Genomic DNA, 22716 nt, shown 5'->3' with positions numbered 1-22716 from the left:
ATTATTTCTGCTTATCCGTTACGATATAGAGCTGTTCGTGTCCGAGACGTTTGAGGACATCCATTACACCCACGAAGTTTTGAAACGCCGCCTCTTTATCGCTGTAAAGAACAACCGTCATCTCTTTTCCCCCCTCTGTCACTTTCTGCTCAAACTCCGCTAAGCTTATCGGTGTTTTTTCCTCTCCCAGCATCAGCGTTCCGTCTTTTTGGATGGTGAGTTTGAGTTCACTCGGCTTATGCTCTGCCGCGCTCCCTTTGGCGTCGGGAAGATCGACAGGGATCAATCCCGTTTTGATAAACGTTGCGGTAGTCAATACCATCACCAAAAGAACCAACATAATATCGATGAAAGGGATAACGTTGATCGTATCGATCCGTTTCATTTTCATAACTTATCCTTGTTTTTTACGGGCGTCAATTTCCCATAACGTAATAAGACGTTCCATTTTACGGAGCAAAATATTGTAAAACACGATTGCAGGGATTGCGACAACAAGTCCCATTGCAGTCGCTTTAAGCGCTAAAGCAAGCCCCGTCATAATTTTCTTAGGATCAACCGCACCGACATCGCCGAGGGAGTAAAAGGTAATCATGATCCCTAATACCGTTCCCAAAAGTCCTACATAAGGGGCATTGGAACCGATAGTTGCAATCGTGCTGACATTATTTCCAAGGTCTAGTTCTAACTCTTCTTTGGTATCGTAATCACTGATTCGCACCGAACCGTACGCCATCAGACGCTCAATAAAAAGCCATAGGGAGACAACACTCATCAAAACTAAAATCCCGATAATCCCGTAATCTACCGCCGAGTGTGCAAATTCCAACCAGCTACTATTTTCCATTATTTTTCCCTTTTTTTAAATTCGAGTTTAACATTCGTCCCCACATGGATACGAGAGGAGATGTGCAATGCTATACCGTATCGATCACAATAGCGTTTCACCAGATTCAAACCGATCCCATATCCTGCCATAGTAGAGTCACTTTGGTAATAGCGGTCGTAAATATGCATCAGGGTAATTTCATCCATCCCTATCCCCTGATCGCTAATACTCAAGATATTCTCTCGAAGTGTGATCGTGATTATAGGATTTTTGGGTGAATATTTCACCCCGTTTTCGATTAAATTATCGATAACTTTTCCCAAACCGATTCGATCGCAGTTCACTTCACACGAAGTAAGATTAATCTCCCACGTTGCCGAAGGGTAGAGAGAGCGTAAAAATACAAAACGCTCTTCAATTGCTTCGCGTAAATCAAAGTGTTCGATTTTCTCCCGTTCACTTTGCTTCTTGATCAAATAATCAAGCTCATTATAGCGCTCTTTTAACATCTCTGAAGCGATTTCAATCCGTTCAAGCCTTTTGAGACTTTTTTCATCGGTGTGTGTTTTACGGAGCATTTGGACATTGGCGGTAATCGTATTGATCGGGAGATTCAGCTCATGCAGCGTCTCCTTGGAAAAACGTTCCAAATGGTAAAAATGCTCTCGTAACGGAGTAATCGCGATTTTTGCCAAAATGCCTCCCACCCCTAAAGTAATGATTAAAGAGACAAACGCGATAATCCCCCACTGCTGCACCCCTAATATTTGATGGACATAGTAAATGCCTGCGATCAAAACCCCCGTAGTGGTGACATAAAGGGATGCCAAAGCAATTTCAACATTACGAAACAAGACGATACCCCAATCCTCGAATGTTAACGATCAAATCGGCCCCTATCTCTTGTTTAATACGATTAATATAGACCCGAATCGCCCCGTCACTAATCATTTCCGAAGGGTTCCAGAGGGTATCCATAATCATCTCTTTGGTGACAATTTCTCCCGCATTACGGATAAACAGTGCCATCAATTGATACTCTTTAAGGGAAAAAGAGAGCTCTTTTCCCCCCATTAGAATACACTTGTGCAGTTCATCAAGACAAAGTTCACCGATACAATGGCGTTCTTTCCCTTTGTTACGACGTAATAGTGCATGAAGCCGCACAAGAAGCTCATCGGTATTAAACGGTTTTTTTAGATAATCATCCGCCCCGATCTCAAACGCCTGAGAAAGGGTCTCAATCTCTTGATGTGAGGAAAGATAAATAGTAGGGGTGCGGTCGTTTGCACGGCGTAACTCTTTGAGAAGTGACAAGCCGTCGATAAGGGGAACATTAATATCAAGAAGGTAAAGATCGAAATGACTTTTATAGGTTTCGTCCAGTGCAATTTGACCGTTACGGCAAAGGATAACTTCAAACCCCTCCTCTTCGAGTACGTCCACAATCGATTCACCAAAAAGCAAATCATCTTCGAGAAGTAAAATTCTAGTCAACACGCTCTATCGACCATGTTAGAGTTTCTCCCGCTCGCATCGGTACAACCGTGCCGTACATATCCGGAACCGTAAAATCGTGTTTAACCAATACCACCTCTTTAAACTCGGCACAAATGCCGTAAATACGTTGCGCATTATCACTGACAAAGGCTTGGAGGTTATCGAGTTTGTCATGCGCCTCAAACACCTCACACAGCAACTGCAACGCAATAGGGGCGGTAAACACTCCCGCTCCGCATCCGCACGACTCTTTGGCATGTTTCGGATGGGGTGCGCTGTCCGAACCGAACATCACTTTCGAATGAGCCTCAAGTGCCACTTTTAAAAGTGCCGCACGATCTTCAGGGCGTTTGGCAATCGGTTTGCAAAACAGATGGGGACGCAACATCCCCCCCGCTACGTCATCAAGGGTAATGATGAGATGGTGGACCGTGATTGTCGCATATAGATTCTCATAACGATCCAGCATCGCCACCGCTTCGGCGGTCGTGATATGCTCCATTATGATTTTGAGTTTCGGAAAATTCTCTGCGAGCATCTCATAAACCGACATAAACTCGGCTTCACGATCCATCACAAACCCGTTGGTCTCGCCGTGAACCGAGAGGATAATCCCCAAATCGGACATCGCTTCAAGTGTTTCACGCATCGATTCAATATCGAAAGAGCTCACACCCCCCTCAGAGTTGGTGGTTACCCCGCTGGGATAAAGTTTTATCGCTGTAATTTCATCTTGAACGCTCTCCAAAAATGCTCTGCTGTAATTTTGATAAAAGAGGGTCATAAAAGGTTCAAAATCATCCCGTCCAATCGCATGTTTGATCCGTTTCTTATACTCTTTTACCCCTTCTAACGTCGTTACCGGAGGGACAAGGTTCGGCATCACTAAAGCTCCGCTAAAACTGTACGAGGTAAGCGGAGCAACCGTCTCAAGCATCTCACCGTCGCGCAGATGAAGATGCATGTCCAAAGGCATTGTCAAAGTAAGGTTTTTCATTATTTGCCTTTCAATTCATTTTGGGCTACTTGAATCAGTGCATTAAGGGCATTCTCATAACGCACGGCTTCAGCTTCTTCGGTCGATTCAAAGCGAGTAACGAGTACCGGTGTCGTATTGCTCGCTCTCACCAGTCCCCACCCTTTATCAAAAATAACGCGCACACCGTCAACATCAATAATCTCTTTGATAGCCGGAAACGATGCCGGAGGAGTTTGTAACAACTCTTTCAGCTTCGCCATCAACGGAAATTTTTCCTGTTCCGTCGTTTTCACCTTAATCTCTTCAGTCGAAAAAACTTGTGGAAGTTTAGCTATTTCGGCATCCAGATCGACCCCTTCGTGAATAAGCTCAAGCATACGCAACGTTGCGTAAATCGCATCATCGTATCCGAAATAACGATCGGCAAAAAAGACATGCCCGCTCACTTCACATGCCAAATCCGCATGAAGCTCTTTCATCTTTACTTTGAGATTCGAATGGCCTGTTTTATACATCACCGCTGTTGCTCCACGTTCACGCAACGTATCGTACATCACCTGAGAACATTTTACCTCACCGATAACGGTCGGATTTTTCATTTTCAATGCAAACAAAAGGGCCATAATATCCCCTTTGATATTGTTTTTCGGAGTCAAAACCGCGATGCGATCGGCATCACCGTCATAGGCAAATGCGATATCACCCTCTGAAGCAAGAAGTTTTTTAATATCTTCGAGATTATGCTCTTCACTCGGATCGGGATGGTGGTTCGGAAACGTTCCGTCGGGATCAACGTAAATCCCTTTAGCATTCAGTTCAAGGGTGTTAAAAATATCTTCAATAGCAAGTCCCGCAACACCGTTACCGCAATCATATACGATCCGCTGTTTCATTCCGCGCAAATGACCGAACGATTCGACCATAAAGCGCTTATACCGACTAAGGGCATCGATCTCTCGAACCTGACGCTCAACTTTGGGAGGAAACGCCAACGTCTCTATTTTACGTCCGAGTGCATAAATGGATTCGCCGAAGAAAGGGGCCTTATTGATCGTGATTTTAAATCCGTTGTATTCACTCGGATTATGAGAACCGGTAATCATCACTGAGGCACAAACGGTTACGCCATCAAATTCTTGATAATTGCAAAAATAGTTGACAGGGGTAGGAACCATTCCCATACCGAGTACTTTCATCCCTCCGGCATTAAGTCCGGCAGCCAAATATTCAAATAAAATCGGTGAGTGCGAACGGGCATCGTAACCGACGGCTACGTACTCTCCGAACGCTCTCATCTCATCTGCCAACGCATATCCTAATCGGGTAATTGTCTCTTCATTCAACTCTTTCTCATAAATTCCGCGGATATCATATTCACGATAAATAGACATTATTTCCCTTTTTAAGCAACATTAACAAATTATACAACGAGGTAGTTAAAAGAGTCTTTTGTGGGGCTACAAGCCCCTCGGAAGAATAATAAAGAAGTGTTACAATAGTGTTAAGAAGAGGTGAATTAGCGCGGATTCTGCGCGTGGGCATCGCGCCGAGCGAAACTCAGCGTTAGCGTAGCCAATCGGGACGCGTTCCGATGGCGTAATAAATCAAATCGCCCTTTTAAATTCGGGATAGGCTTCAAGGCCGCATTCACTAACGTCAAGTCCTTCTAGTTGATCTTCATCCGAAGCACGAAATGCAATGATTTTATTCATCACATAGATAATAGTAAATGAAACACTAAAAACAAAGATAGCAATGACACCAACCCCTTTGAGCTGATTCATCAAACTAATCCCTTTGATCGGGTCTGAAGCAAAAATACCCACCGCAAGGGTTCCCCAAATACCGTTAACCAAATGAACCGATAACGCTCCCACCGGATCATCAATGCGGAAACGATCAAACAACGGTACCGCCAAAACGACGAGAACGCCGCCGATACCGCCGATGATAATGGAATCGACCATCGTATACAAATGAGGCCCTGCCGTAATAGCAACCAATCCACCCAGCGCACCGTTGAGAATCATCGTAATATCAAAAAGTTTGTAGCGCAGATAAATCAAGAAACCGGTGGAAATTGCTCCGGCAAGCCCTGCGGTATTGGTATTAAAAATCGTCAATGCGACGCTATCTGCCGCCTCTTTAGTCGAAATCGATCCCACCGATCCGCCATTGAATCCGAACCATCCGATCCACAACAGCATCGCCCCCAATACCACAAGAGGGATATTGGATGCAGGGATAACCCGAATTTGCCCCTGAACATAACGCCCTTTACGGGCTCCGATCACCAAAATAGCGGCGAGCAATGCCCATCCCCCTGTCGAGTGGATAACGGTTGAGCCTGCCAAATCAACAAAATTGAGATCCAGCACCGTTCCGGCCAACCAATCGCTTCCCCAACTGATATTAACCACCGTAGGGTAGATAAATGCACCCATAACTACTGTAAAAAGTGTTAACGGGAGCAATTTTGCTCGCTCACCGACTCCACCGCTCATAATGTTAATTGCCTTACCGACAAACGCCATTTGAAACATAAAAAATGCCCATTGACTCATCGTTTGACTTTGAAAGCCACCGAATGCCAAATGAAATCCGACCAAAATAAAAGCCATCGACGCTACCGCGTAGATCATAACATTAACGGTCAATACACTGGAAACATTTTTAGTGCGTACGAGCCCTGCTTCGAGCATTGCAAATCCGGGAACCATTAAGATAATAAGGGTGATTGAAAAGAGGGTAAAAAGGGTATCAATAACGTAGGCAGTATCCATGCAACACCTTTAATTTAAGAATAAAGGTGTGCATTATATATTCAAATATATAGGATTTAGAAGTATAACTGATTAATTTTTAATCAATCGGATTAAATCGCTTCGATATCCATCTCACCCGTACGGATACGGACAATTTTACTGATATCGCTTACAAAGATTTTACCGTCACCGATTTTTCCGGTACGTGCCGCTTCAACAACGGTATTGACCACTTGATCTACCATCGCGTCATCAACCACCATCTCCATTTTAATTTTTGGTAAAAAGTCAACGACATACTCAGCACCGCGATACAACTCACTGTGCCCTTTTTGTCGCCCGTACCCTTTTACTTCGCTTACCGTCATACCCGTAATACCGATTTCGGCAAGGGCATCTTTTACATCTTCAAGTTTAAATGGTTTGATAACCGCTTCAATTTTTTTCATTGTTCATTCCTTCTTATAGATTAAATCCACGTTCACCGTGTACTGATTCATCCAAGCCTTGGCTCTCTTGTTCTTCGTTAATACGTGAACCGCCGGTCAATGCCATTGCAATATAGTACACTACGATCGTACCGACCAATGTGAATAGTCCGACAACCAAAACAGATTCTGCTTGAACCATGATTTGTCCCATACGATCACCTGCATCTTTCAACGGTCCTGACCAGAGAAGTGCGTTGTCAGTATTCGGTGTGTACGCTGCAAAAATACCGGTTGCAATCGCACCCCAAAGACCTGCAAGGAAGTGTACTCCGAAAGCATCCAATGAATCGTCGTAACCCAATTTTTTCTTGAGAGCCGTTACTCCGAAGAATGCGATCAATGCCCCTGAAATACCGATGATAAATGCACCGTTAACTCCTACGAAACCCGCTGCCGGAGTAATAGCTACCAACCCTGCGATCGCACCGGTTGCCGCACCGAGCAATGTCGGTTTTTTGAATACCGCATACTCAACCACAATCCATGTAACCGTAGCAACCGCCGCAGCAATAGTCGTTGTCAAATAAGCAAGACCGGCGATAGCGTTTGCACCGAAAGCAGATCCACCGTTAAAACCGTACCAACCGAACCATAGAAGACCCGCACCAAGAGCTGTCAAGATAACACTTGCAGGTTTCATAGCTACTTTTGGATAGCCCGCACGTTTACCGATCAAAACAGCCAATACTAAACCAGCCAAACCACCGTTCATATGAACAACCGTACCACCCGCGAAGTCAAGAGCACCTTCGTTGAAAAGGTAACCGCCACCCCATACCATATGGGTAATCGGAGCATAAACAACAATTGTCCAGATGAAAGCAAAAACCATCCATGTAGAAAATTTCATACGCTCAATTACAGAACCCGCAACGATCGCTACCGTGATTGCCGCAAATGTTCCTTGGAATACTACGAATACGAATTTCGGATACAACTGACCCAAATCAACGCTCGCGAATTCAGTCCAACTGATGCCGCTAAGCATAATATGACCGAAACCTCCGATAACTTGGTTCATTGAACCGTCCATTGTTCCAAACGCGATAGAAAAACCGGCTACTACCCATGCGATAAAAGAAACCGCAAATGCACCGAATACCATTGCAAAGGTATTAAGAATATTTTTTGAACGGGTCATCCCGCTGTAAAATAATGCCAAACCGATCGGTGTCATCAACATAACGAGTGCTGTTGACATCATCATCCATGCAGTATCTCCTGAGTTAAGCACAGGTGCTGCAGCATCTTCGGCAAATGCCGATACGCCCAGTAGCGCTAAAGCTAAAAGCCACTTTTTCATTTTTTCTCCTTAAACGTAAATGTCAGGTACCATTGTACAGAGTAATCGAAAGGTGAGAGTGCAGATAATTGATTAATTTTTAACCAATTATAAAGATGAAATTCAAACAAGCGCTTTTTGTGTTATTTCAAAGATTAAGAGTGTTCCTCTCACCCTCTCGGGTGAAAAGGTGCAGAAGAGTTTTGTAGTTATAGTTTTTAGATCGCTTCGCTGTCGGTTTCACCCGTACGGATACGGATGATTTTATTTATATCACTGATAAAAATTTTACCGTCTCCGATTTTTCCGGTACGTGCCGCTTCAACAACGGTATTGACCACTTGATCTACCATATCATCATCAACGACCATCTCCATTTTAATCTTCGGAAGAAAATCAACGACGTATTCCGCACCGCGATACAACTCACTGTGCCCTTTTTGTCGCCCGTACCCTTTTACTTCACTTACCGTCATACCCGTAATACCGATTTCGGCAAGGGCATCTTTTACGTCTTCAAGTTTAAATGGCTTGATAACCGCTTCAATTTTTTTCATTAATAATCTCCAACGATATTTGAGGCAATTGTAACCTTATTTAATTAATTTATCAAATTGAAGAGGTTTTTAGACTTTAAGGCTCGTTCGGATATAATCAGCAACCTTATCTTCACTTTTGGGGACGAAATGAACGATCTGCTAGACAACAGCGAAATTAATGACATAAATATTGAAGACACTCTTAAGAGCAGTTATCTTGACTACTCCATGAGCGTCATCATCGGACGAGCTCTTCCTGATGTACGTGACGGTCTCAAACCTGTTCACCGCCGTATCCTTTACGCAATGGATAAATTGAGTCTATCCGCCGGCGCAAAATATAAAAAATCAGCCCGTATCGTCGGGGATGTTATCGGTCAGTACCACCCGCACGGAGATACCTCTGTTTACGATGCACTGGTTCGTATGGCACAGCCGTTTGCGATGCGCGCACCGCTTGTCGACGGTCAAGGGAACTTCGGTTCAGTTGACGGTGACAACGCGGCTGCAATGCGTTATACCGAAGCGCGTATGACCCGTTATGCCGGAGAGCTCTTAAAAGATCTTGAAAAAGATACCGTCGACATGATCGACAACTATGACGGTACAACCCAAGAGCCCGAAGTCCTTCCGACTCGTGTTCCAAACCTACTTATCAACGGTTCAAGCGGTATTGCGGTCGGTATGGCAACCAATATCCCTCCTCACAATCCGAATGAGGTTTTAAGTGCCCTTGTTTATCTTATGGATAATCCAAACGCCTCTCTCATTGATATTATGCAATTCATAAAAGCGCCCGATTTTCCTACCGGAGGAACTATTTACGGTAAAAAAGGAATTTTAGACGCGTATGAGACAGGACGAGGACGTATCCGTGTTCGCGCTAAAACGCATATCGAGAAAAAAGCCAATAAAGATGTCATCGTTATCGATGAATTACCGTATCAAGTCAACAAAGCACGTCTGATCGAAACCATCGCCGATTTGGTAAAAGACAAATTTATCGAAGGTATCAGTGAGATCCGCGATGAATCCGACCGCGAGGGTATCCGCGTCGTTATCGAACTCAAACGCGATGCGATGAGCGAAATTGTCCTCAACAATCTTTATAAATCGACCAACATGGAGACCACATTCGGAATCATCATGCTCTCGGTATTCAATCAAGAGCCTCGGGTATTCACCCTTTTAGAAATGTTGGGTCATTTCATCAACCACCGTAAAACGGTCATTATTCGCCGTACTATTTTCGACCTTGAAAAAGCAAAAGCACGCGCCCACATCTTAGAAGGTTTGAAAAAAGCGCTTGACCATATCGAAGCGATTATCAAACTGATCCGTGCAAGTGCCGACGGTGAAGCGGCAAAAACCGGTTTGATCGACACATTCGGTTTCTCCCCTATCCAAGCTCAAGCGATTTTGGATATGCGTCTCCAACGCCTCACCGGTTTAGAGCGTGACAAAATCGAAAATGAGCTCAAAGAGATTTTGGCGCACATCGACTACCTTGAAAGTATCCTCCGAAGCGAAGAGGTTCTCAAAGGTATTATTAAAGGTGAATTCGTCGAACTCGTTGAACAATTCAACATTCCTCGCGTTACCGATATCGAAGACAACTACGATGATATCAATATCGAAGATTTAATCCCGAATGAACCGATGGTTGTCACCATTTCTCATCGCGGATACATCAAACGTGTACCGTTGGTAGCGTATGAGAAACAAATCCGAGGCGGAAAAGGGAAAATTGCCGTAACCACTTACGATGATGACTTTATCGAGAAATTCTATACCTGCAACACCCATGATACGTTGATGTTCGTGACCGATCGCGGACAGCTCCACTGGCTCAAAGTGTACAAAATCCCTGAGGGATCACGTACGGCTAAAGGTAAAGCGGTAGTTAATCTCATCAACCTTGAAGCCGATGAAAAAATCCGCTCAATCATCCCGACAACTGACTTCGATGAGAAAAAATCACTGGTGTTCTTTACCCAAAACGGTGTCGTCAAACGTACCGCATTGAATGAATTCTCAAATATCCGAAGCAACGGTGTCCGTGCGATTGTCCTCGATGACGATGACGCATTGATTACCGCACACATTGCGACCGAAGAGACAAAATATCTCTTTATCGTCACCAAATACGCGCAATGTATCAAATTCGAAATCGAAAAAACACGTGACCAAGGGCGTAGCACTCGCGGAGTACGCGGTATCAAGTTCAAAATAGAGGGTGATGTCGTCGTCGATGCCAATATCATCAAGTCCGATGAAGAAGAGATCTTGATGGTGAGTGAAAAAGGGATCGGAAAACGTACTACGGCAGAAGAATACCGCCTCACTAACCGTGCAGGAACCGGCGTTATCGCGATGAAACTCAACGCGAAAACCGGAACAACCGTGGTGGGCTGTCTCATGGTCGATGAGACGATGGATATGATGGCACTCACCAAAGCGGGCAAAATGATCCGTGTCGATATGCAAACCATTGCGAAATCGGGACGTAATACCAGCGGTGTTTATATCATCAAAGGGGATGATGTCGCCAGTATTTCCCGTTGTCCGAAAAAAGAGGATGAAGAAGACGAAAACGAAGAAAATGAAGGAAGTGAACCGACGACATTAGAGTTGGAATAGTATTTGCTGTATTTGGGTAATTATTCCATACTTACCCGAAGGAACCCGAATGCGAATCTCTGCTCTTCTTGCACTGCTTCTCGCTGTTCCCGCACTTCATGCGGGATTTTTCTCTAGCGACGAATCTTCAGAAACCAAAGTAAAATGTGTCTATAGCGGCACTGACGGTCATTGTGTCGAACCCATTTTAAAATCACAAAATGAACTTGTCATCACCGTTATCGGACAAGGGGTTGCCCCATCGGTAACCGCTTCACCCGCCCAAGCCTATGCGTTAGCTAAACGTGCCGCTATGGTTGATGGGTATCGTCTGATCGCTGAACGAGTAAAAGGTGTTCAAGTTGAAGGGCAAGATACCATCAAAAATATGATGTTACAACAATCATCTACCCGTACGTCGGTTGAAGCACTTGTACGCGGCGCCAACATTATGAATACTACATTTAAAGAGGGTCTGTGCGAAGTCGAAATGGAAATCTCCCTTTCCTACTCACGAGTCTTGCACTAAGCTGCTCTATCGCCTTCGGAGCCGATAACTACTATATAGGGTATCGGCTTACCGCAAAAAATACTCAAGCTATTTATGAAACACTTACGGTTTCAAAAGCAATGCGCCCCTGTCATTCAGAAAACTCCTCTTCCGTTATCATCTTAAAACGCTTCCCTCTAGAGTCTTTAGAAAGCATATTAAAACGTGAGCAAACCGCTTTTTTAGAGTTTGCCGCTTCCGATGAACTTCGGGTTAAGAGCAATGATTCTTTTACCTCAGCCCAAATCCAAACACTCAATTCTCTCACATTGCCGACAAAGTGCTATGCAGTCGAGTTTAATGATGAGTCTGTTACAATAACCGCAACTAAATAAGGGGTGGTTATTGAATGAAAATTGCAATTGTTGAAGATGATATAAATATGCGCAAATCGCTAGAAATAGCGATGGGCGACTATGAAAAATACGAAATTCACACTTTCAAAAACGCTCGTGATGCCCTTAAAAAACTTGATGACTCTTTTGAACTGATCATTAGTGATATTAATATGCCCGGGATGGACGGCATCGAATTTGTCAAAACTTTGGGAGGAAAGTATGAGGTGATTATTATCACCGGAAATGCTACTCTTACCCGTGCTATCGAATCAATTCAGCTTGGAGTTAAAGATTTTCTCCTCAAGCCCTTTGAAATTGAAACCTTAGTCACCGCTATCGAGCGAACGGCAGCTGTTGCTAAAAAATCTCAAAAATCCTTTCCTCAAGAATCTCCTCGAAATGACAATATTTTAGGCTCTTCCCCTGCACTGGATCAGCTTCTCATGCGTATAGCCAAAGCTGCCGTTACCGATGCGAGTATGATGCTCTTAGGAGAAAGCGGAGTCGGGAAAGAGGTATTTGCGCGTCATATTCATGAAAGTTCACCACGCTCAGCCAAACCCTTTATCGCCATCAATATGGCGGCCATCCCCGATAACCTGATAGAGAGTGAGCTGTTCGGCTTCGAAAAGGGGGCCTTTACCGATGCAACCGAAGCGAAAACCGGACAGTTTGAACAAGCTGAAGGGGGCACGCTATTTTTGGATGAAATTGCCGAAATGCCCTATCCTCTCCAAGCAAAATTATTACGAGTACTCCAAGAGAGGGAAATTCGCCGTTTGGGATCTTCAAAAAACACAAAGATCGATGTTCGGATCATTTGTGCCACCAATGCTGATTTACATTGCAAAATAACCGAAGGCAAATTTCGCGAAGATCTCTATTATCGTCTTAATACTATTCCCCTCAATATTCCTCCTTTGCGTGAACGACGTGAAGAAATTCTCTCTATTGCAGAAGCCGCATTGGAACGTTATTGCACACAATACGGCTTTGACATGAAGTCCTTTACAACATCGGCACGTAACGCTCTTGAAAACTACAATTGGCCCGGAAATATCCGTGAACTGATCTCTGTGGTAGAGCGCTCGGCCATTTTAAGTGACGGAGCGATTATCGATACCGACGATCTCTTTTTGGAAGCACGCGGTTTAGGAAGAATCTAAATCTTTCAATCCTCTACAAGTCAGCATTCGCTATAATCGCGGAAAAATATTCAGAGGCGGTTCATCCCCTCTCAAGGAAAGCTTCCTATGAAACTTTACAATGTCGCGATTGTCGGTGCCAGCGGTGCCGTCGGAGAAGAAATTTTACGCATTTTTGAAGAGATTGATTTCCCTCTTGCTAAACTCGTTCCGTTGGCGAGTGCCCGCAGTGCTGGCAATACTATTACCTTTAACGATAAAAAACTCGTCATCAAAGAGTTAACTCCCACTGTATTCGATGAGGAAGAGATTGAAATTGCCCTCTTTAGTGCCGGAGGAAGTGTATCAGCAGAGTTTGCACCTTACGCAGCCAAAGCAGGAGCCGTCGTAATCGATAATACGAGCCATTTTCGTATGTATGAGGATGTCCCTCTTGTCGTTCCTGAAGTGAACCCTGAGGATATCGCTCAGTGGCGTAACCGAGGTATCATTGCTAACCCTAACTGTTCTACTATTCAAATGGTGCAAGCCCTTAAACCGCTCGATGATGCTTATGATTTGCAGCGCATCGATGTCAGTACCTACCAAGCCACATCAGGTGCGGGGAAAACGGGAATGGAAGAGCTTGTGGAGCAAATGCAAGCTTTTTTCGCGTTCAAACTCGATGATATGGAACCGAAAAAATTCGCTCACCGCATCGCACTCAATGCTATTCCTCAAATCGATTCATTCACCGATAACGGCTATACCAAAGAAGAGCTCAAAATGGTAAATGAGACTCAAAAAATTATGCACAAAGATATTGAAGTGAGTGCAACCTGTGTCCGTATCCCGACGCTTCGCGGTCATGCGGAAACCCTTACCCTCACGTTTGACGGCGCGGTGGATGCTGCCGAAGCGCGTGAGCTTTTGAGCAAAGCACCGAATATCATCGTTTTGGATACCCCAAGCGAGAGTATCTACCCGATGCCATCACTTTGTATGGATCAAAATGAGACATTTGTAGGACGCATCCGCAATGATATTTTCCGTGACAATGTTCTTCACATGTGGGTTGTTGCCGATAACCTTCGTGTCGGTGCCGCAACCAATGCCGTACGAATTGCCCAAAAATGGGTAGAGATGCAAGGAGAATAAAATGAATTTTCTAGAAAATCTATTTGAGAACGGCCTTTGGAGTTCGCGATTCATCATTATTCTGGCGGTTGTTTTTGGATTACTCGGAGCAGTTGTCCTCTTTGCTATTGCCAGCTTTGATATTTACTACACCACATCCTATGTCATCAATACCTATCTTACCCATGCGCACCCTGAGGGGTTCCATGAAACAGTCGTCGGAGGTATCATCGGTGCGGTTGACTTGTACCTTATCGGTGTCGTTATGATTATTTTCTCGTTTGGACTCTATGAGCTCTTTATCTCCGATATCGATCCGGCAAAAGATGAACACGGCAAAGAAAACCAACTTCTCGCCGTCCATTCACTCGATCAGCTCAAAGATAAAATCTCTAAAGTCATTGTGATGGTTTTGGTCGTCGGATTTTTTCAAAAAGTGGGACATACCGAATTTACCGGAGCATTAGAGTTACTTTATTTAGCTCTTTCGATCACGGCAGTAGCCGTCGGTCTTTATTTTCTTAGCAAAGTAGGTCACCATGAGTAAGATTTTCGTTGATGCCTGTTTCGGAAAAGAGACCCCGTATACTCCCGTATGGATGATGCGTCAAGCGGGACGCTATCTCCCTGAGTATATGGAAGTGCGCCGCCGTGCCGGCAATTTCCTCAACCTTTGTCATGCTCCCGATATGGCGGCAGAAGTAACCCTTCAACCTGTCGATCTCGTCGGTGTCGATGCGGCGATTTTGTTCAGCGATATTTTGGTCGTTCCGAACGAAATGGGGATGAAACTCGACTTCATCAAAGGGGAAGGCCCAGTATTTGACAAGCCTATCGCATTCGAAGAAGATCTGGATGAGCTTATTGATGGCGAAGAAGCGGCATCTAAACTCACCTACGTGTATGATACGATCAAAATTTTACGTGCACAGCTCGATGCGCGCGGTGATAACAAAGCCCTCATCGGTTTTACGGGTGCACCGTGGACGCTCGCAACCTATATGATCGAGGGACAAGGGACAAAAACCTATAATATCTGTAAAAAGATGATGTATTCCAACCCTGAACTGCTTCATAAAATCCTCCGTAAAGTGACCGATGTCGTCAAACTTTATATGGAAAAACAGATCCAATCGGGGATCGATGTCGTCCAAATCTTCGACAGTTGGGCAGCAGCGATCGAGCCAAGTCGTTACGATGAGTTCTCATGGAGCTACATGGTGGAAATCGCCGAGTATCTCAAAGAGAAATATCCTCACATTCCTGTTATCATGTTCCCAAAAGGTATCCCAGCCTTTTTAGATAAAGTCTACGGGAATTTTGATGTTTTCGGTGTCGACTGGAGTACCCCTATGGCCTTGGCGAAAGAGAAATTGGGGGATCGCTATGTATTGCAAGGAAACATGGAACCGTGCCGTTTGTATTCCCAAGAACAAACCACCGCATGTGTTGAAGCAATCCAAGAGATCATGGGCGGACATCGTCATATTTTCAATCTCGGTCACGGGATTCTCCCTGATGTTCCGGTTGAAAATGCACGCCACTTTGTCCGTGAATGCCAACGTGTGAGTAAAAAAGCCTAATCATGTCCACAATCTTCGGTCCCGTCCATTCACGCCGTTTCGGTGTATCTCTTGGGATCGATCTCTCCCCATCTACTAAACAATGTAACTTTGATTGCCTCTACTGTGAACTCGCCCCTGCACCCGCAATAGAGCATCAACATACTATCATTCCCGTTGAAACCATTCTCACTGATTTAAAAGAGGCCCTGAGTAAATACCCCTCTATCGATGTTATTACCATCACCGCTAACGGTGAACCGACGATGTATCCGTATTTAAACGAATTAATTGAAAAGATCGATACACTCAAAGGCTCTATTCAAACCCTGATCCTCACCAATAGTGCCGGCTTGAGTGAACCTAACGTATTTAATACCTTTTTAAAACTTGACCAAGTCAAACTCTCACTCGATGCAGCTACCGCCGAAACATTCAAAAAAATTGATCGTCCTGCCGAGGGGATCGAAATTGAGGATATCATCGAGAGTATCTTCCGATTTTCACATACTTTTGAGGGAAAACTTTTTATCGAAATTTTATTTGTCAAAGGAGTCAATGACTCACCGAATGAGATTGAAGCATTAAACCGTACCCTCATGCGCCTAGAATGTGATCGGATCGATATCGGCACCATTGATCGGCCCCCTGCTTATGCCGTTCAAGGACTCAGTTTTGAGGAACTTTATACCCTCTCTCAGCTTTTTGATCCGGTGTTGCCGATTCATATTGTTTCACGTACTCATGCCAATGCAACACCTAGCAGATACACTGATGAAGAAATTCTCACCACACTAGATAAACGTCCTCTAAGTATAGATGATATTGAAGCTCTTTTCGATTTTGACTCCAAACAACGTTTTCAAAATCTCCTCAAAAAAGGGAAAATCGTACAAATCGAGCGTTCAAACGTAATTTTCTTTACCCCTGTCGAAAATATTGATCGAAAACGCTCTAAATAAGCCCCTTTGTTATTGACAATTCAGCCTAACATAGCGTATAATTGCGCCCTCATAAACATTCCGGATTAGCTCAGCGGTAGAGTAGGTGACTGTTAATCACTTGGTCGCTGGTTCGAATCCAGCATTCGGAGCCACTTTATGATATTTTCTTCCTTTTACTGTTCCGGATTAGCTCAGCGGTAGAGTAGGTGACTGTTAATCACTTGGTCGCTGGTTCGAATCCAGCATTCGGAGCCACCCTTCAAAAAATCATTAAAAAAACTTTTCCTCCATTTAGTCGATATAATTTCATTAGTAACTCTAACATTCGATGATACATAGAATATAAAAATTTAAAATACATGGTGCCTCTTTTGAATACGGTATATTTAGCCAAACAAAAAATTTTTAATCGGCAAGGCAAGCTTTTCGCCTACGAACTACTTTTTCGAGATCACGCACACGGCATAAAAGCATTTCCCACCAATATTAGAGCTACATCTCAAGTTCTTTTAAATACACTGACCAATATTCACCTCAATGAATTGCTGGGGGTAGAGGGAATCGCTTTTATTAATCTTGATGAGCATGCCCTTACCTCAGGGATTATTGACCTTTTGGATAAAGATCGATTTGTGCTGGAAATTTTAGAGACAACCGATTTAAATGAAAAAGTTTTGTCAAAAATTATGCAATATCATAAAAGGGGGTTCAAAATTGCAATCGATGATTTCGATTGCAGCGCTGAAATGATTAAAAAATTCACCCCTATTTTGAAATACGTCCACATCGTAAAAATGGATGTACTTGCCGCCGAACAAGATAATTTAAAAAATGTTATGACCAGAATCAAGAAGTTGGGAATCAGAGTCCTCGCTGAAAAAATTGAAACAGACGCAGAATATAAATATTATAAAGATATGGGATTCGACTTATTTCAGGGGTATCATCTTCACAAACCTGAAATAGTCGAAATGGATCGCTATAAAGATGCCACCCAAATCATCCTTTTGCACTTAATCAAATTAATTCGAAATGACGGTCAAACGACAGAAATAGAATCCTTTATTAAACAACGTGCCGACTTATCGTATAAATTGGTTAAATTCATTAACAATCACGGAAAATTTGACACTCAAGTCGAATCGATTACACAGATTATCACCCTCATGGGAAGAGACAAGCTTTTGCGATGGCTTTTATTGTATCTCTATGCCGAGGTTTCAGACAATCCAATATCTGAAACGATTATGAACGTCGCTATCCGAAGGGCTGAAAGTATGGAAGAAGCGGCTCACCACAGCGACAAAGATAAAGCCTATCTTGCTGGAATGTTCTCAATGTTAGGGGCTCTTTTTGAAACAGACATTAAAAATGTACTGAAAGATATCAATATGGATAAAGATATCACAGACTTACTCCTGAGTAAAAAAGGGAAGTTTTTATCCAGTTTTAACAAGGCGGAACATTCAGAGCGAGAATATTTAAAACGGCTTTTTTGCAATAACTTTGAGAAAATTGACACGACCTTGATCCTCTATGCGTTAGAGCTTAGTCATATTCATGTCGATAAAGATGCTTTGTAGCCGATGCGATTGATTAAATCGGTCTATAATCTTTTTTGACTATAATTACACTTAGTAAATTTCGCAGAGGAGTAGCATGAAAGGGATTATATTAGCCGGCGGAAGCGGTACGCGACTCTATCCCATTACCAAAGGGGTTAGTAAACAGCTCGTCCCTATCTACGATAAGCCTATGATCTATTACCCTCTCTCCGTCCTTATGCTGGCCGGTATTCGTGAAATTCTCATCATCTCGACACCAAGCGATCTTCCCCGTTTCGAAGAACTCCTCGGAGACGGGAGTGACATCGGCATGAGCTTCTCGTATTGTGTACAGCCCTCACCAGATGGACTCGCCCAAGCCTTTATTCTAGGAGCCGACTTTATCGGTAGTGATGATGTCTGTCTTGTTCTCGGTGATAATATTTTTTACGGGCAAGGTCTTACCAAAATGCTTGAACAATCGGTACGTAATGTCACCGAAGAAGGAAAAGCAACCGTTTTCGGATACTGGGTCAAAGATCCTGAACGTTACGGAGTTGCCGAGTTTGATAAAGAAGGAAATGTCCTTTCCATCGAAGAAAAACCAAAAAAACCAAAAAGTTCTTATGCTGTCGTCGGTCTCTATTTTTACCCCAATAGTGTCGTCGAAATTGCCAAGAACGTCAAACCGAGCCATCGTGGAGAACTCGAGATTACAACCGTAAATCAAGTCTATTTGGCTCAAAACGCTCTGAAAGTTGAACTCATGGGACGCGGCTATGCATGGCTCGATACCGGAACCCATGAATCCCTTTTGGAAGCCAGTATGTTTATTCAAACCATCGAGAACCGTCAAGGACTTAAAGTCGCCTGTATCGAAGAGATCGCTTTCGAGATGGATTATATTACTCAAGAAAAACTTTTGGAGCTAGCTCTCCCTTTGAGTAAAAACCAATACGGTCAATATTTACTTCGAAGAGCATGTGAAGGGAAAGTAGGCGAATGATATTTACCCGTACTTCCATTCCCGATGTTATTCTCATCGATCCAAAAGTGCATGGTGATGAACGCGGCTATTTCGTCGAAACCTTTCGTGCCGATAAGCTCGAAGCCTTTTTAGGGTTTTCTCTCTTTTTTTGTCAAGATAACGAATCTAAATCTTCCTATGGAGTACTACGCGGATTGCACTATCAACTTCCTCCCTATGCTCAAACCAAGTTAGTACGAGTTATTGAGGGTAAAGTGCTTGATGTAGCTGTTGATATACGAAAAGGATCACCCACATTCGGCCAACATGTTGCAGTAGAACTCAGCGGTGAAAACAAACGACAAATGTTTATCCCTCGTGGATTTGCCCATGGGTTTGTCGTCTTGAGTGAAACCTGTACTTTCGCCTACAAAGTTGACAACTATTACAGCCCAGAATGTGATCGAGGAATCGCATTCGATGATTCAGCTTTAAATATCGACTGGTTGGTTGAACCTTCAAAACTGCAACTCTCTGCAAAAGATACCAAACAGCCGCTCTTTATCAATGCCGATCATTTCGACTTTCATGAAAACCTTTATAGCCAAAAGGGGACCCGTGCCTAAAGTTCTCGTTACCGGAAGCAACGGTCAATTAGGTTCTGAAATCAGGGAGCTCGCTTCTCTTTATCCTCACTACGAATTCACCTTTTCGGACAGAGAGAGTCTTGATCTCGGCAATATATGCAAAATGGAAGAGTACTTTAAAAATAGAATTTTTGATGCGATCATTAACTGTGCCGCCTATACTGCCGTAGATAGAGCCGAAAGTGAACGTGAACTTGCGGACACCATCAATCACCGTTTTGTCGGTATGCTCTCTAAAATTGCCAAACAAAGAAACATGACTCTTATCCATATCTCAACCGATTATGTGTTCAACGGGAAAAATCACTGCCCTTACGTCGAAAGTGACCCTACCGATCCTCAAGGAGTCTACGGCCAAACCAAACAAGATGGAGAAAATACCATTCTCTCTATCGCACCGATGAATACTATCATTATCCGTACTTCATGGGTCTATTCAAGCTTTGGAAATAACTTTCTAAAGACGATGCTCCGTTTGAGCAAAGAACGCGATAGCCTCGGCGTTATCTATGATCAAATAGGGACTCCAACCTATGCTCGTGATTTAGCAAAAACGATTCTTGATATTCTCCCGAATATCCACAATAATTCCCCCGAAATCTACCATTACAGCAATGAAGGAGTTGCAAGTTGGTACGATTTTGCTCAAGCGATTTTTGAGTTATCCAACGTAGAATGTGCCCTCAATCCTATCACAACGGATCAGTATCCGACACCCGCCATACGACCTCATTATTCTCTATTAAATAAGTCAAAAATAAAAAATGATTTTGCCATCACCATTCCCTATTGGAGAGATTCTCTCCGTGCATGTTTAAAAGAATTAGGAGCTACCTCATGAAAACGATTCTCGTCACCGGATGCGCCGGATTTATCGGAAGCAATTTTGTCCCCTATTTTCTCAACAAATATCCTGATGTCCGTTTAGTCAATCTGGATCTCCTTACCTATGCAGGGGATATGAATAATCTCTCCGATGTAGGGCAAAATGATCGTCATATTTTTGTAAAAGGGGATATTTGTGACCGTTCCCTCGTTGAATCACTTTTTAGAGAATACGATATTCACGGTGTTATCCATTTTGCCGCAGAGAGCCATGTCGATAACTCCATCAAAAATCCGGGAGTATTTGTCCAAACAAACGTGAACGGTACATTTACCCTTATTGATGTCGCTTATAAAGCGTGGATGGAAAAACCTTTCGTAACTAAAAAAGGATATGAGGAGTGCCGTTTTCACCATATTAGCACCGACGAGGTATACGGAACGCTTGGGGAAACGGGGCTATTTACCGAAGCAACCTCCTATGCTCCAAATTCTCCCTACAGTGCTTCTAAAGCAGGAAGCGATATGATCGTACGCAGTTACCATCATACCTACGGAATGAATACGGTTATCACCAACTGCTCCAATAACTACGGTCCAAAACAACATGATGAGAAACTGATCCCAACCGTTATCCGTAAAGCACTTAGGGGAGAAAATATCCCCGTATACGGTGACGGTAAAAATATCCGAGATTGGCTTTATGTCTTAGACCACTGCAAGGGGATCGATTTGGTTTACCATACCGGGCGAGGGGGTGAAGTCTACAACATCGGTGGACGTAATGAGCGTAGTAACAACCAAATCGTTGATCGGATCTGTACCCTACTAGATTCAATGCAACCAAAAAATGACGGCAAAAGCTATAAAGAACAAATTACCTACGTCGAAGACCGTGCGGGGCATGATCGCCGTTACGCGATCGATGCGACAAAAATCGAAACCGAGCTGGGTTGGAGTGCCGATGAAAATTTCGATACCGGCATTGTCAAAACCATTGCATGGTACCTAAATAAATATATACAAGACGCTTAAATGGCTGCTTTACACAACGTTAAACGAGCATTAGTCCTTCGTTGCGGAGCCTTAGGTGATTTAGTCTATGCAACAGCTATTATCGATGCCTTGCGTATGCAATACGGTGAAGAGATTATTATTGATTTTATCACAACCCCCGGTACCGCTAAACTTTTTGAACGAGACACGAGAGTTAACCGTGTTTTTCATCTCAAACATAAAAAACTCCCTATTTGGCTCAGTCCGCAAAAACGTACTATCATCCGTTATTCAAAAGAAAACCCCTATGATGTATTGATCTCTTTGGAATTCGGGAAACAATTTAAAAGCCTTATTAAAGCCATTCATGCCAACCATAAAACAGGGATGGGAATTTTAGAAACTACGGTAGATACGATCTCTCTCAATCGAGGTGAATCAACCAAGCTCTATTATCGTGATATTATTGATCCCCAAACACTCACCTCAGCAAAACCTTCTCTTATTGGAGCAAATTATCCATCATTAAAAGAGAAATTTTCCCTACCGGATCATGCAATTATTATCGCTCCAAGTAATTCGCATAATCAAAAAAAGGGGCTTAATTACCGAGCCTGGCCGTTTGAGCATTGGCATACCCTTATGGAAAAACTCTCTGCACAAACTCATCTCATCATTGTCGGAGCTCGTGGGGAAGAAGCTTTCTTTGATCATATCAAACCCTATCCGAAAAACAAGAGTATCGATCTTGTAGGGCGTCTCTCCATACCGGAACTCATCACTATCGTGCAACACGCTGAGGGGCTTATCTGTACCGATTCCGCTACCGGACACATCGGAGCTGCCGTTGATACTCCGACATTTGTCCTCATGGGACCGAATAATCCGATAACGGACAGCCCCTATAGGAGTGAGACAAATAAGGTTTATCCCTTATCACTTGCTCTACCATGCTCTCCGTGTTACAAAACCGAAACTATGGAAGAGTGCCGTGATAACATTTGCATGAAAAATCTTAGCCCTAATACAGTGTTCGATACTATCAAATCAACGATACAACTATTTTAATATTAAGAAA

Annotated in this window: 24 protein-coding genes and 2 tRNA genes; 16 read left to right on the top strand and 10 right to left on the bottom strand. The window is 43.5% G+C overall.

Annotation, left to right across the window (positions count from 1 at the left end; translation table 11 throughout):
* Position 1: 1 nt before the first annotated feature.
* The 10 genes from RMO68_RS02000 to RMO68_RS01955 form a co-directional block, all read right to left on the bottom strand.
* Positions 2-391 (bottom strand): biopolymer transporter ExbD, encoded by a 390-nt coding sequence (locus RMO68_RS02000; protein ID WP_310439035.1) that lies wholly within the window; start codon positions 389-391, stop codon positions 2-4.
* Positions 392-394: 3 nt separating this feature from the next.
* Positions 395-847, bottom strand: a complete 453-nt coding sequence (exbB, locus tag RMO68_RS01995; RefSeq protein WP_310439034.1) for a TonB-system energizer ExbB — start codon at positions 845-847, stop codon at positions 395-397.
* A complete protein-coding gene (locus RMO68_RS01990) occupies positions 847-1683 on the bottom strand; it encodes a HAMP domain-containing sensor histidine kinase (RefSeq protein ID WP_310439033.1) in 837 nt (278 codons plus the stop codon). Before RMO68_RS01990 ends, exbB begins: the two co-directional genes overlap by 1 nt.
* Complete coding sequence (locus RMO68_RS01985) at positions 1673-2329, bottom strand: response regulator transcription factor (protein WP_310439031.1); 657 nt, start codon at positions 2327-2329, stop codon at positions 1673-1675. Before RMO68_RS01985 ends, RMO68_RS01990 begins: the two co-directional genes overlap by 11 nt.
* The gene (gene pyrC / locus RMO68_RS01980; protein WP_310439030.1) at positions 2319-3326 is read right to left on the bottom strand and encodes a dihydroorotase; all 1008 of its coding nucleotides are present in this window, start codon (positions 3324-3326) and stop codon (positions 2319-2321) included. Before pyrC ends, RMO68_RS01985 begins: the two co-directional genes overlap by 11 nt.
* The gene (locus RMO68_RS01975; protein WP_310439029.1) at positions 3326-4699 is read right to left on the bottom strand and encodes a phosphomannomutase/phosphoglucomutase; all 1374 of its coding nucleotides are present in this window, start codon (positions 4697-4699) and stop codon (positions 3326-3328) included. The genes pyrC and RMO68_RS01975 overlap by 1 nt, the downstream gene beginning before the upstream one ends.
* A gap of 213 nt (positions 4700-4912) precedes the next feature.
* Entirely contained in the window at positions 4913-6091 is a 1179-nt protein-coding gene (locus RMO68_RS01970; RefSeq protein WP_310439028.1) for an ammonium transporter, read from the bottom strand.
* Positions 6092-6183: 92 nt separating this feature from the next.
* On the bottom strand, positions 6184-6522 hold the full coding sequence (locus RMO68_RS01965; RefSeq protein ID WP_310439027.1) for a P-II family nitrogen regulator: 339 nt from the start codon (positions 6520-6522) through the stop codon (positions 6184-6186).
* Between the two features lie 13 nt (positions 6523-6535).
* Complete coding sequence (locus RMO68_RS01960) at positions 6536-7867, bottom strand: ammonium transporter (RefSeq protein ID WP_310439026.1); 1332 nt, start codon at positions 7865-7867, stop codon at positions 6536-6538.
* A gap of 197 nt (positions 7868-8064) precedes the next feature.
* The gene (locus tag RMO68_RS01955; protein ID WP_310439025.1) at positions 8065-8403 is read right to left on the bottom strand and encodes a P-II family nitrogen regulator; all 339 of its coding nucleotides are present in this window, start codon (positions 8401-8403) and stop codon (positions 8065-8067) included.
* Positions 8404-8532: 129 nt separating this feature from the next.
* On the opposite strand from RMO68_RS01955, the gene gyrA reads away from it, so the two are divergent.
* The 16 genes from gyrA (at position 8533) to RMO68_RS01875 (ending at position 22706) form a co-directional block, all read left to right on the top strand.
* A complete protein-coding gene (gene gyrA / locus RMO68_RS01950; RefSeq protein ID WP_310439024.1) occupies positions 8533-11025 on the top strand; it encodes a DNA gyrase subunit A in 2493 nt (830 codons plus the stop codon).
* Positions 11026-11074: 49 nt separating this feature from the next.
* Complete coding sequence (locus RMO68_RS01945; RefSeq protein WP_310439023.1) at positions 11075-11533, top strand: LPP20 family lipoprotein; 459 nt, start codon at positions 11075-11077, stop codon at positions 11531-11533.
* Entirely contained in the window at positions 11482-11889 is a 408-nt protein-coding gene (locus RMO68_RS01940) for a hypothetical protein (protein ID WP_310439022.1), read from the top strand. Before RMO68_RS01945 ends, RMO68_RS01940 begins: the two co-directional genes overlap by 52 nt.
* 14 nt (positions 11890-11903) lie before the next feature.
* Complete coding sequence (locus RMO68_RS01935; protein ID WP_310439021.1) at positions 11904-13058, top strand: sigma-54 dependent transcriptional regulator; 1155 nt, start codon at positions 11904-11906, stop codon at positions 13056-13058.
* An 87-nt stretch (positions 13059-13145) separates the two neighbouring features.
* Positions 13146-14174: an aspartate-semialdehyde dehydrogenase gene (locus tag RMO68_RS01930; protein WP_310439020.1), complete on the top strand. Its 1029-nt coding sequence runs from the start codon at positions 13146-13148 to the stop codon at positions 14172-14174.
* Between the two features lies 1 nt (position 14175).
* Positions 14176-14700: a YqhA family protein gene (locus tag RMO68_RS01925; protein WP_310439019.1), complete on the top strand. Its 525-nt coding sequence runs from the start codon at positions 14176-14178 to the stop codon at positions 14698-14700.
* Positions 14693-15736, top strand: a complete 1044-nt coding sequence (hemE, locus tag RMO68_RS01920) for a uroporphyrinogen decarboxylase (protein WP_310439018.1) — start codon at positions 14693-14695, stop codon at positions 15734-15736. Before RMO68_RS01925 ends, hemE begins: the two co-directional genes overlap by 8 nt.
* A gap of 2 nt (positions 15737-15738) precedes the next feature.
* Entirely contained in the window at positions 15739-16677 is a 939-nt protein-coding gene (locus RMO68_RS01915) for a radical SAM protein (RefSeq protein WP_310439017.1), read from the top strand.
* A gap of 59 nt (positions 16678-16736) precedes the next feature.
* Positions 16737-16811 (top strand) — tRNA-Asn (locus RMO68_RS01910).
* Between the two features lie 28 nt (positions 16812-16839).
* Positions 16840-16914 (top strand) — tRNA-Asn (locus RMO68_RS01905).
* Between the two features lie 107 nt (positions 16915-17021).
* Complete coding sequence (locus tag RMO68_RS01900) at positions 17022-18242, top strand: EAL and HDOD domain-containing protein (RefSeq protein WP_310439016.1); 1221 nt, start codon at positions 17022-17024, stop codon at positions 18240-18242.
* Positions 18243-18318: 76 nt separating this feature from the next.
* Positions 18319-19209 (top strand): glucose-1-phosphate thymidylyltransferase RfbA, encoded by an 891-nt coding sequence (gene rfbA / locus RMO68_RS01895; RefSeq protein ID WP_310439015.1) that lies wholly within the window; start codon positions 18319-18321, stop codon positions 19207-19209.
* On the top strand, positions 19206-19796 hold the full coding sequence (rfbC, locus tag RMO68_RS01890; RefSeq protein ID WP_310439014.1) for a dTDP-4-dehydrorhamnose 3,5-epimerase: 591 nt from the start codon (positions 19206-19208) through the stop codon (positions 19794-19796). The genes rfbA and rfbC overlap by 4 nt, the downstream gene beginning before the upstream one ends.
* Positions 19789-20658 (top strand): dTDP-4-dehydrorhamnose reductase, encoded by an 870-nt coding sequence (gene rfbD / locus RMO68_RS01885; protein WP_310439013.1) that lies wholly within the window; start codon positions 19789-19791, stop codon positions 20656-20658. Before rfbC ends, rfbD begins: the two co-directional genes overlap by 8 nt.
* Entirely contained in the window at positions 20655-21677 is a 1023-nt protein-coding gene (rfbB, locus tag RMO68_RS01880) for a dTDP-glucose 4,6-dehydratase (RefSeq protein WP_310439012.1), read from the top strand. The genes rfbD and rfbB overlap by 4 nt, the downstream gene beginning before the upstream one ends.
* The gene (locus RMO68_RS01875) at positions 21678-22706 is read left to right on the top strand and encodes a glycosyltransferase family 9 protein (protein WP_310439011.1); all 1029 of its coding nucleotides are present in this window, start codon (positions 21678-21680) and stop codon (positions 22704-22706) included.
* The last annotated feature ends 10 nt before the right edge of the window (positions 22707-22716 follow it).

This window comes from Sulfuricurvum sp. (assembly GCF_031427015.1).
GTDB lineage: Bacteria > Campylobacterota > Campylobacteria > Campylobacterales > Sulfurimonadaceae > Sulfuricurvum.
The sequence above is the reverse complement of the archived record's forward strand: the minus strand, read 5'-3'. Positions and strand labels throughout refer to the sequence as shown.

What these genes read in the sequence shown, in the direction of transcription:
- RMO68_RS01925 (WP_310439019.1), top strand. Translation starts at nt 14,176, where the DNA reads ATGAATTTTCTAGAAAATCTATTTGAGAACGGCCTTTGGAGTTCGCGA.
- pyrC (WP_310439030.1), bottom strand. Translation starts at nt 3,326, where the DNA reads ATGAAAAACCTTACTTTGACAATGCCTTTGGACATGCATCTTCATCTG.
- rfbA (WP_310439015.1), top strand. Translation starts at nt 18,319, where the DNA reads ATGAAAGGGATTATATTAGCCGGCGGAAGCGGTACGCGACTCTATCCC.
- RMO68_RS01935 (WP_310439021.1), top strand. Translation starts at nt 11,904, where the DNA reads ATGAAAATTGCAATTGTTGAAGATGATATAAATATGCGCAAATCGCTA.
- RMO68_RS02000 (WP_310439035.1), bottom strand. Translation starts at nt 391, where the DNA reads ATGAAAATGAAACGGATCGATACGATCAACGTTATCCCTTTCATCGAT.
- RMO68_RS01930 (WP_310439020.1), top strand. Translation starts at nt 13,146, where the DNA reads ATGAAACTTTACAATGTCGCGATTGTCGGTGCCAGCGGTGCCGTCGGA.
- RMO68_RS01945 (WP_310439023.1), top strand. Translation starts at nt 11,075, where the DNA reads ATGCGAATCTCTGCTCTTCTTGCACTGCTTCTCGCTGTTCCCGCACTT.
- RMO68_RS01970 (WP_310439028.1), bottom strand. Translation starts at nt 6,091, where the DNA reads ATGGATACTGCCTACGTTATTGATACCCTTTTTACCCTCTTTTCAATC.
- exbB (WP_310439034.1), bottom strand. Translation starts at nt 847, where the DNA reads ATGGAAAATAGTAGCTGGTTGGAATTTGCACACTCGGCGGTAGATTAC.
- RMO68_RS01960 (WP_310439026.1), bottom strand. Translation starts at nt 7,867, where the DNA reads ATGAAAAAGTGGCTTTTAGCTTTAGCGCTACTGGGCGTATCGGCATTT.
- RMO68_RS01915 (WP_310439017.1), top strand. Translation starts at nt 15,739, where the DNA reads ATGTCCACAATCTTCGGTCCCGTCCATTCACGCCGTTTCGGTGTATCT.
- RMO68_RS01875 (WP_310439011.1), top strand. Translation starts at nt 21,678, where the DNA reads ATGGCTGCTTTACACAACGTTAAACGAGCATTAGTCCTTCGTTGCGGA.
- rfbC (WP_310439014.1), top strand. Translation starts at nt 19,206, where the DNA reads ATGATATTTACCCGTACTTCCATTCCCGATGTTATTCTCATCGATCCA.
- rfbB (WP_310439012.1), top strand. Translation starts at nt 20,655, where the DNA reads ATGAAAACGATTCTCGTCACCGGATGCGCCGGATTTATCGGAAGCAAT.
- hemE (WP_310439018.1), top strand. Translation starts at nt 14,693, where the DNA reads ATGAGTAAGATTTTCGTTGATGCCTGTTTCGGAAAAGAGACCCCGTAT.
- RMO68_RS01975 (WP_310439029.1), bottom strand. Translation starts at nt 4,699, where the DNA reads ATGTCTATTTATCGTGAATATGATATCCGCGGAATTTATGAGAAAGAG.
- RMO68_RS01965 (WP_310439027.1), bottom strand. Translation starts at nt 6,522, where the DNA reads ATGAAAAAAATTGAAGCGGTTATCAAACCATTTAAACTTGAAGATGTA.
- gyrA (WP_310439024.1), top strand. Translation starts at nt 8,533, where the DNA reads ATGAACGATCTGCTAGACAACAGCGAAATTAATGACATAAATATTGAA.
- RMO68_RS01955 (WP_310439025.1), bottom strand. Translation starts at nt 8,403, where the DNA reads ATGAAAAAAATTGAAGCGGTTATCAAGCCATTTAAACTTGAAGACGTA.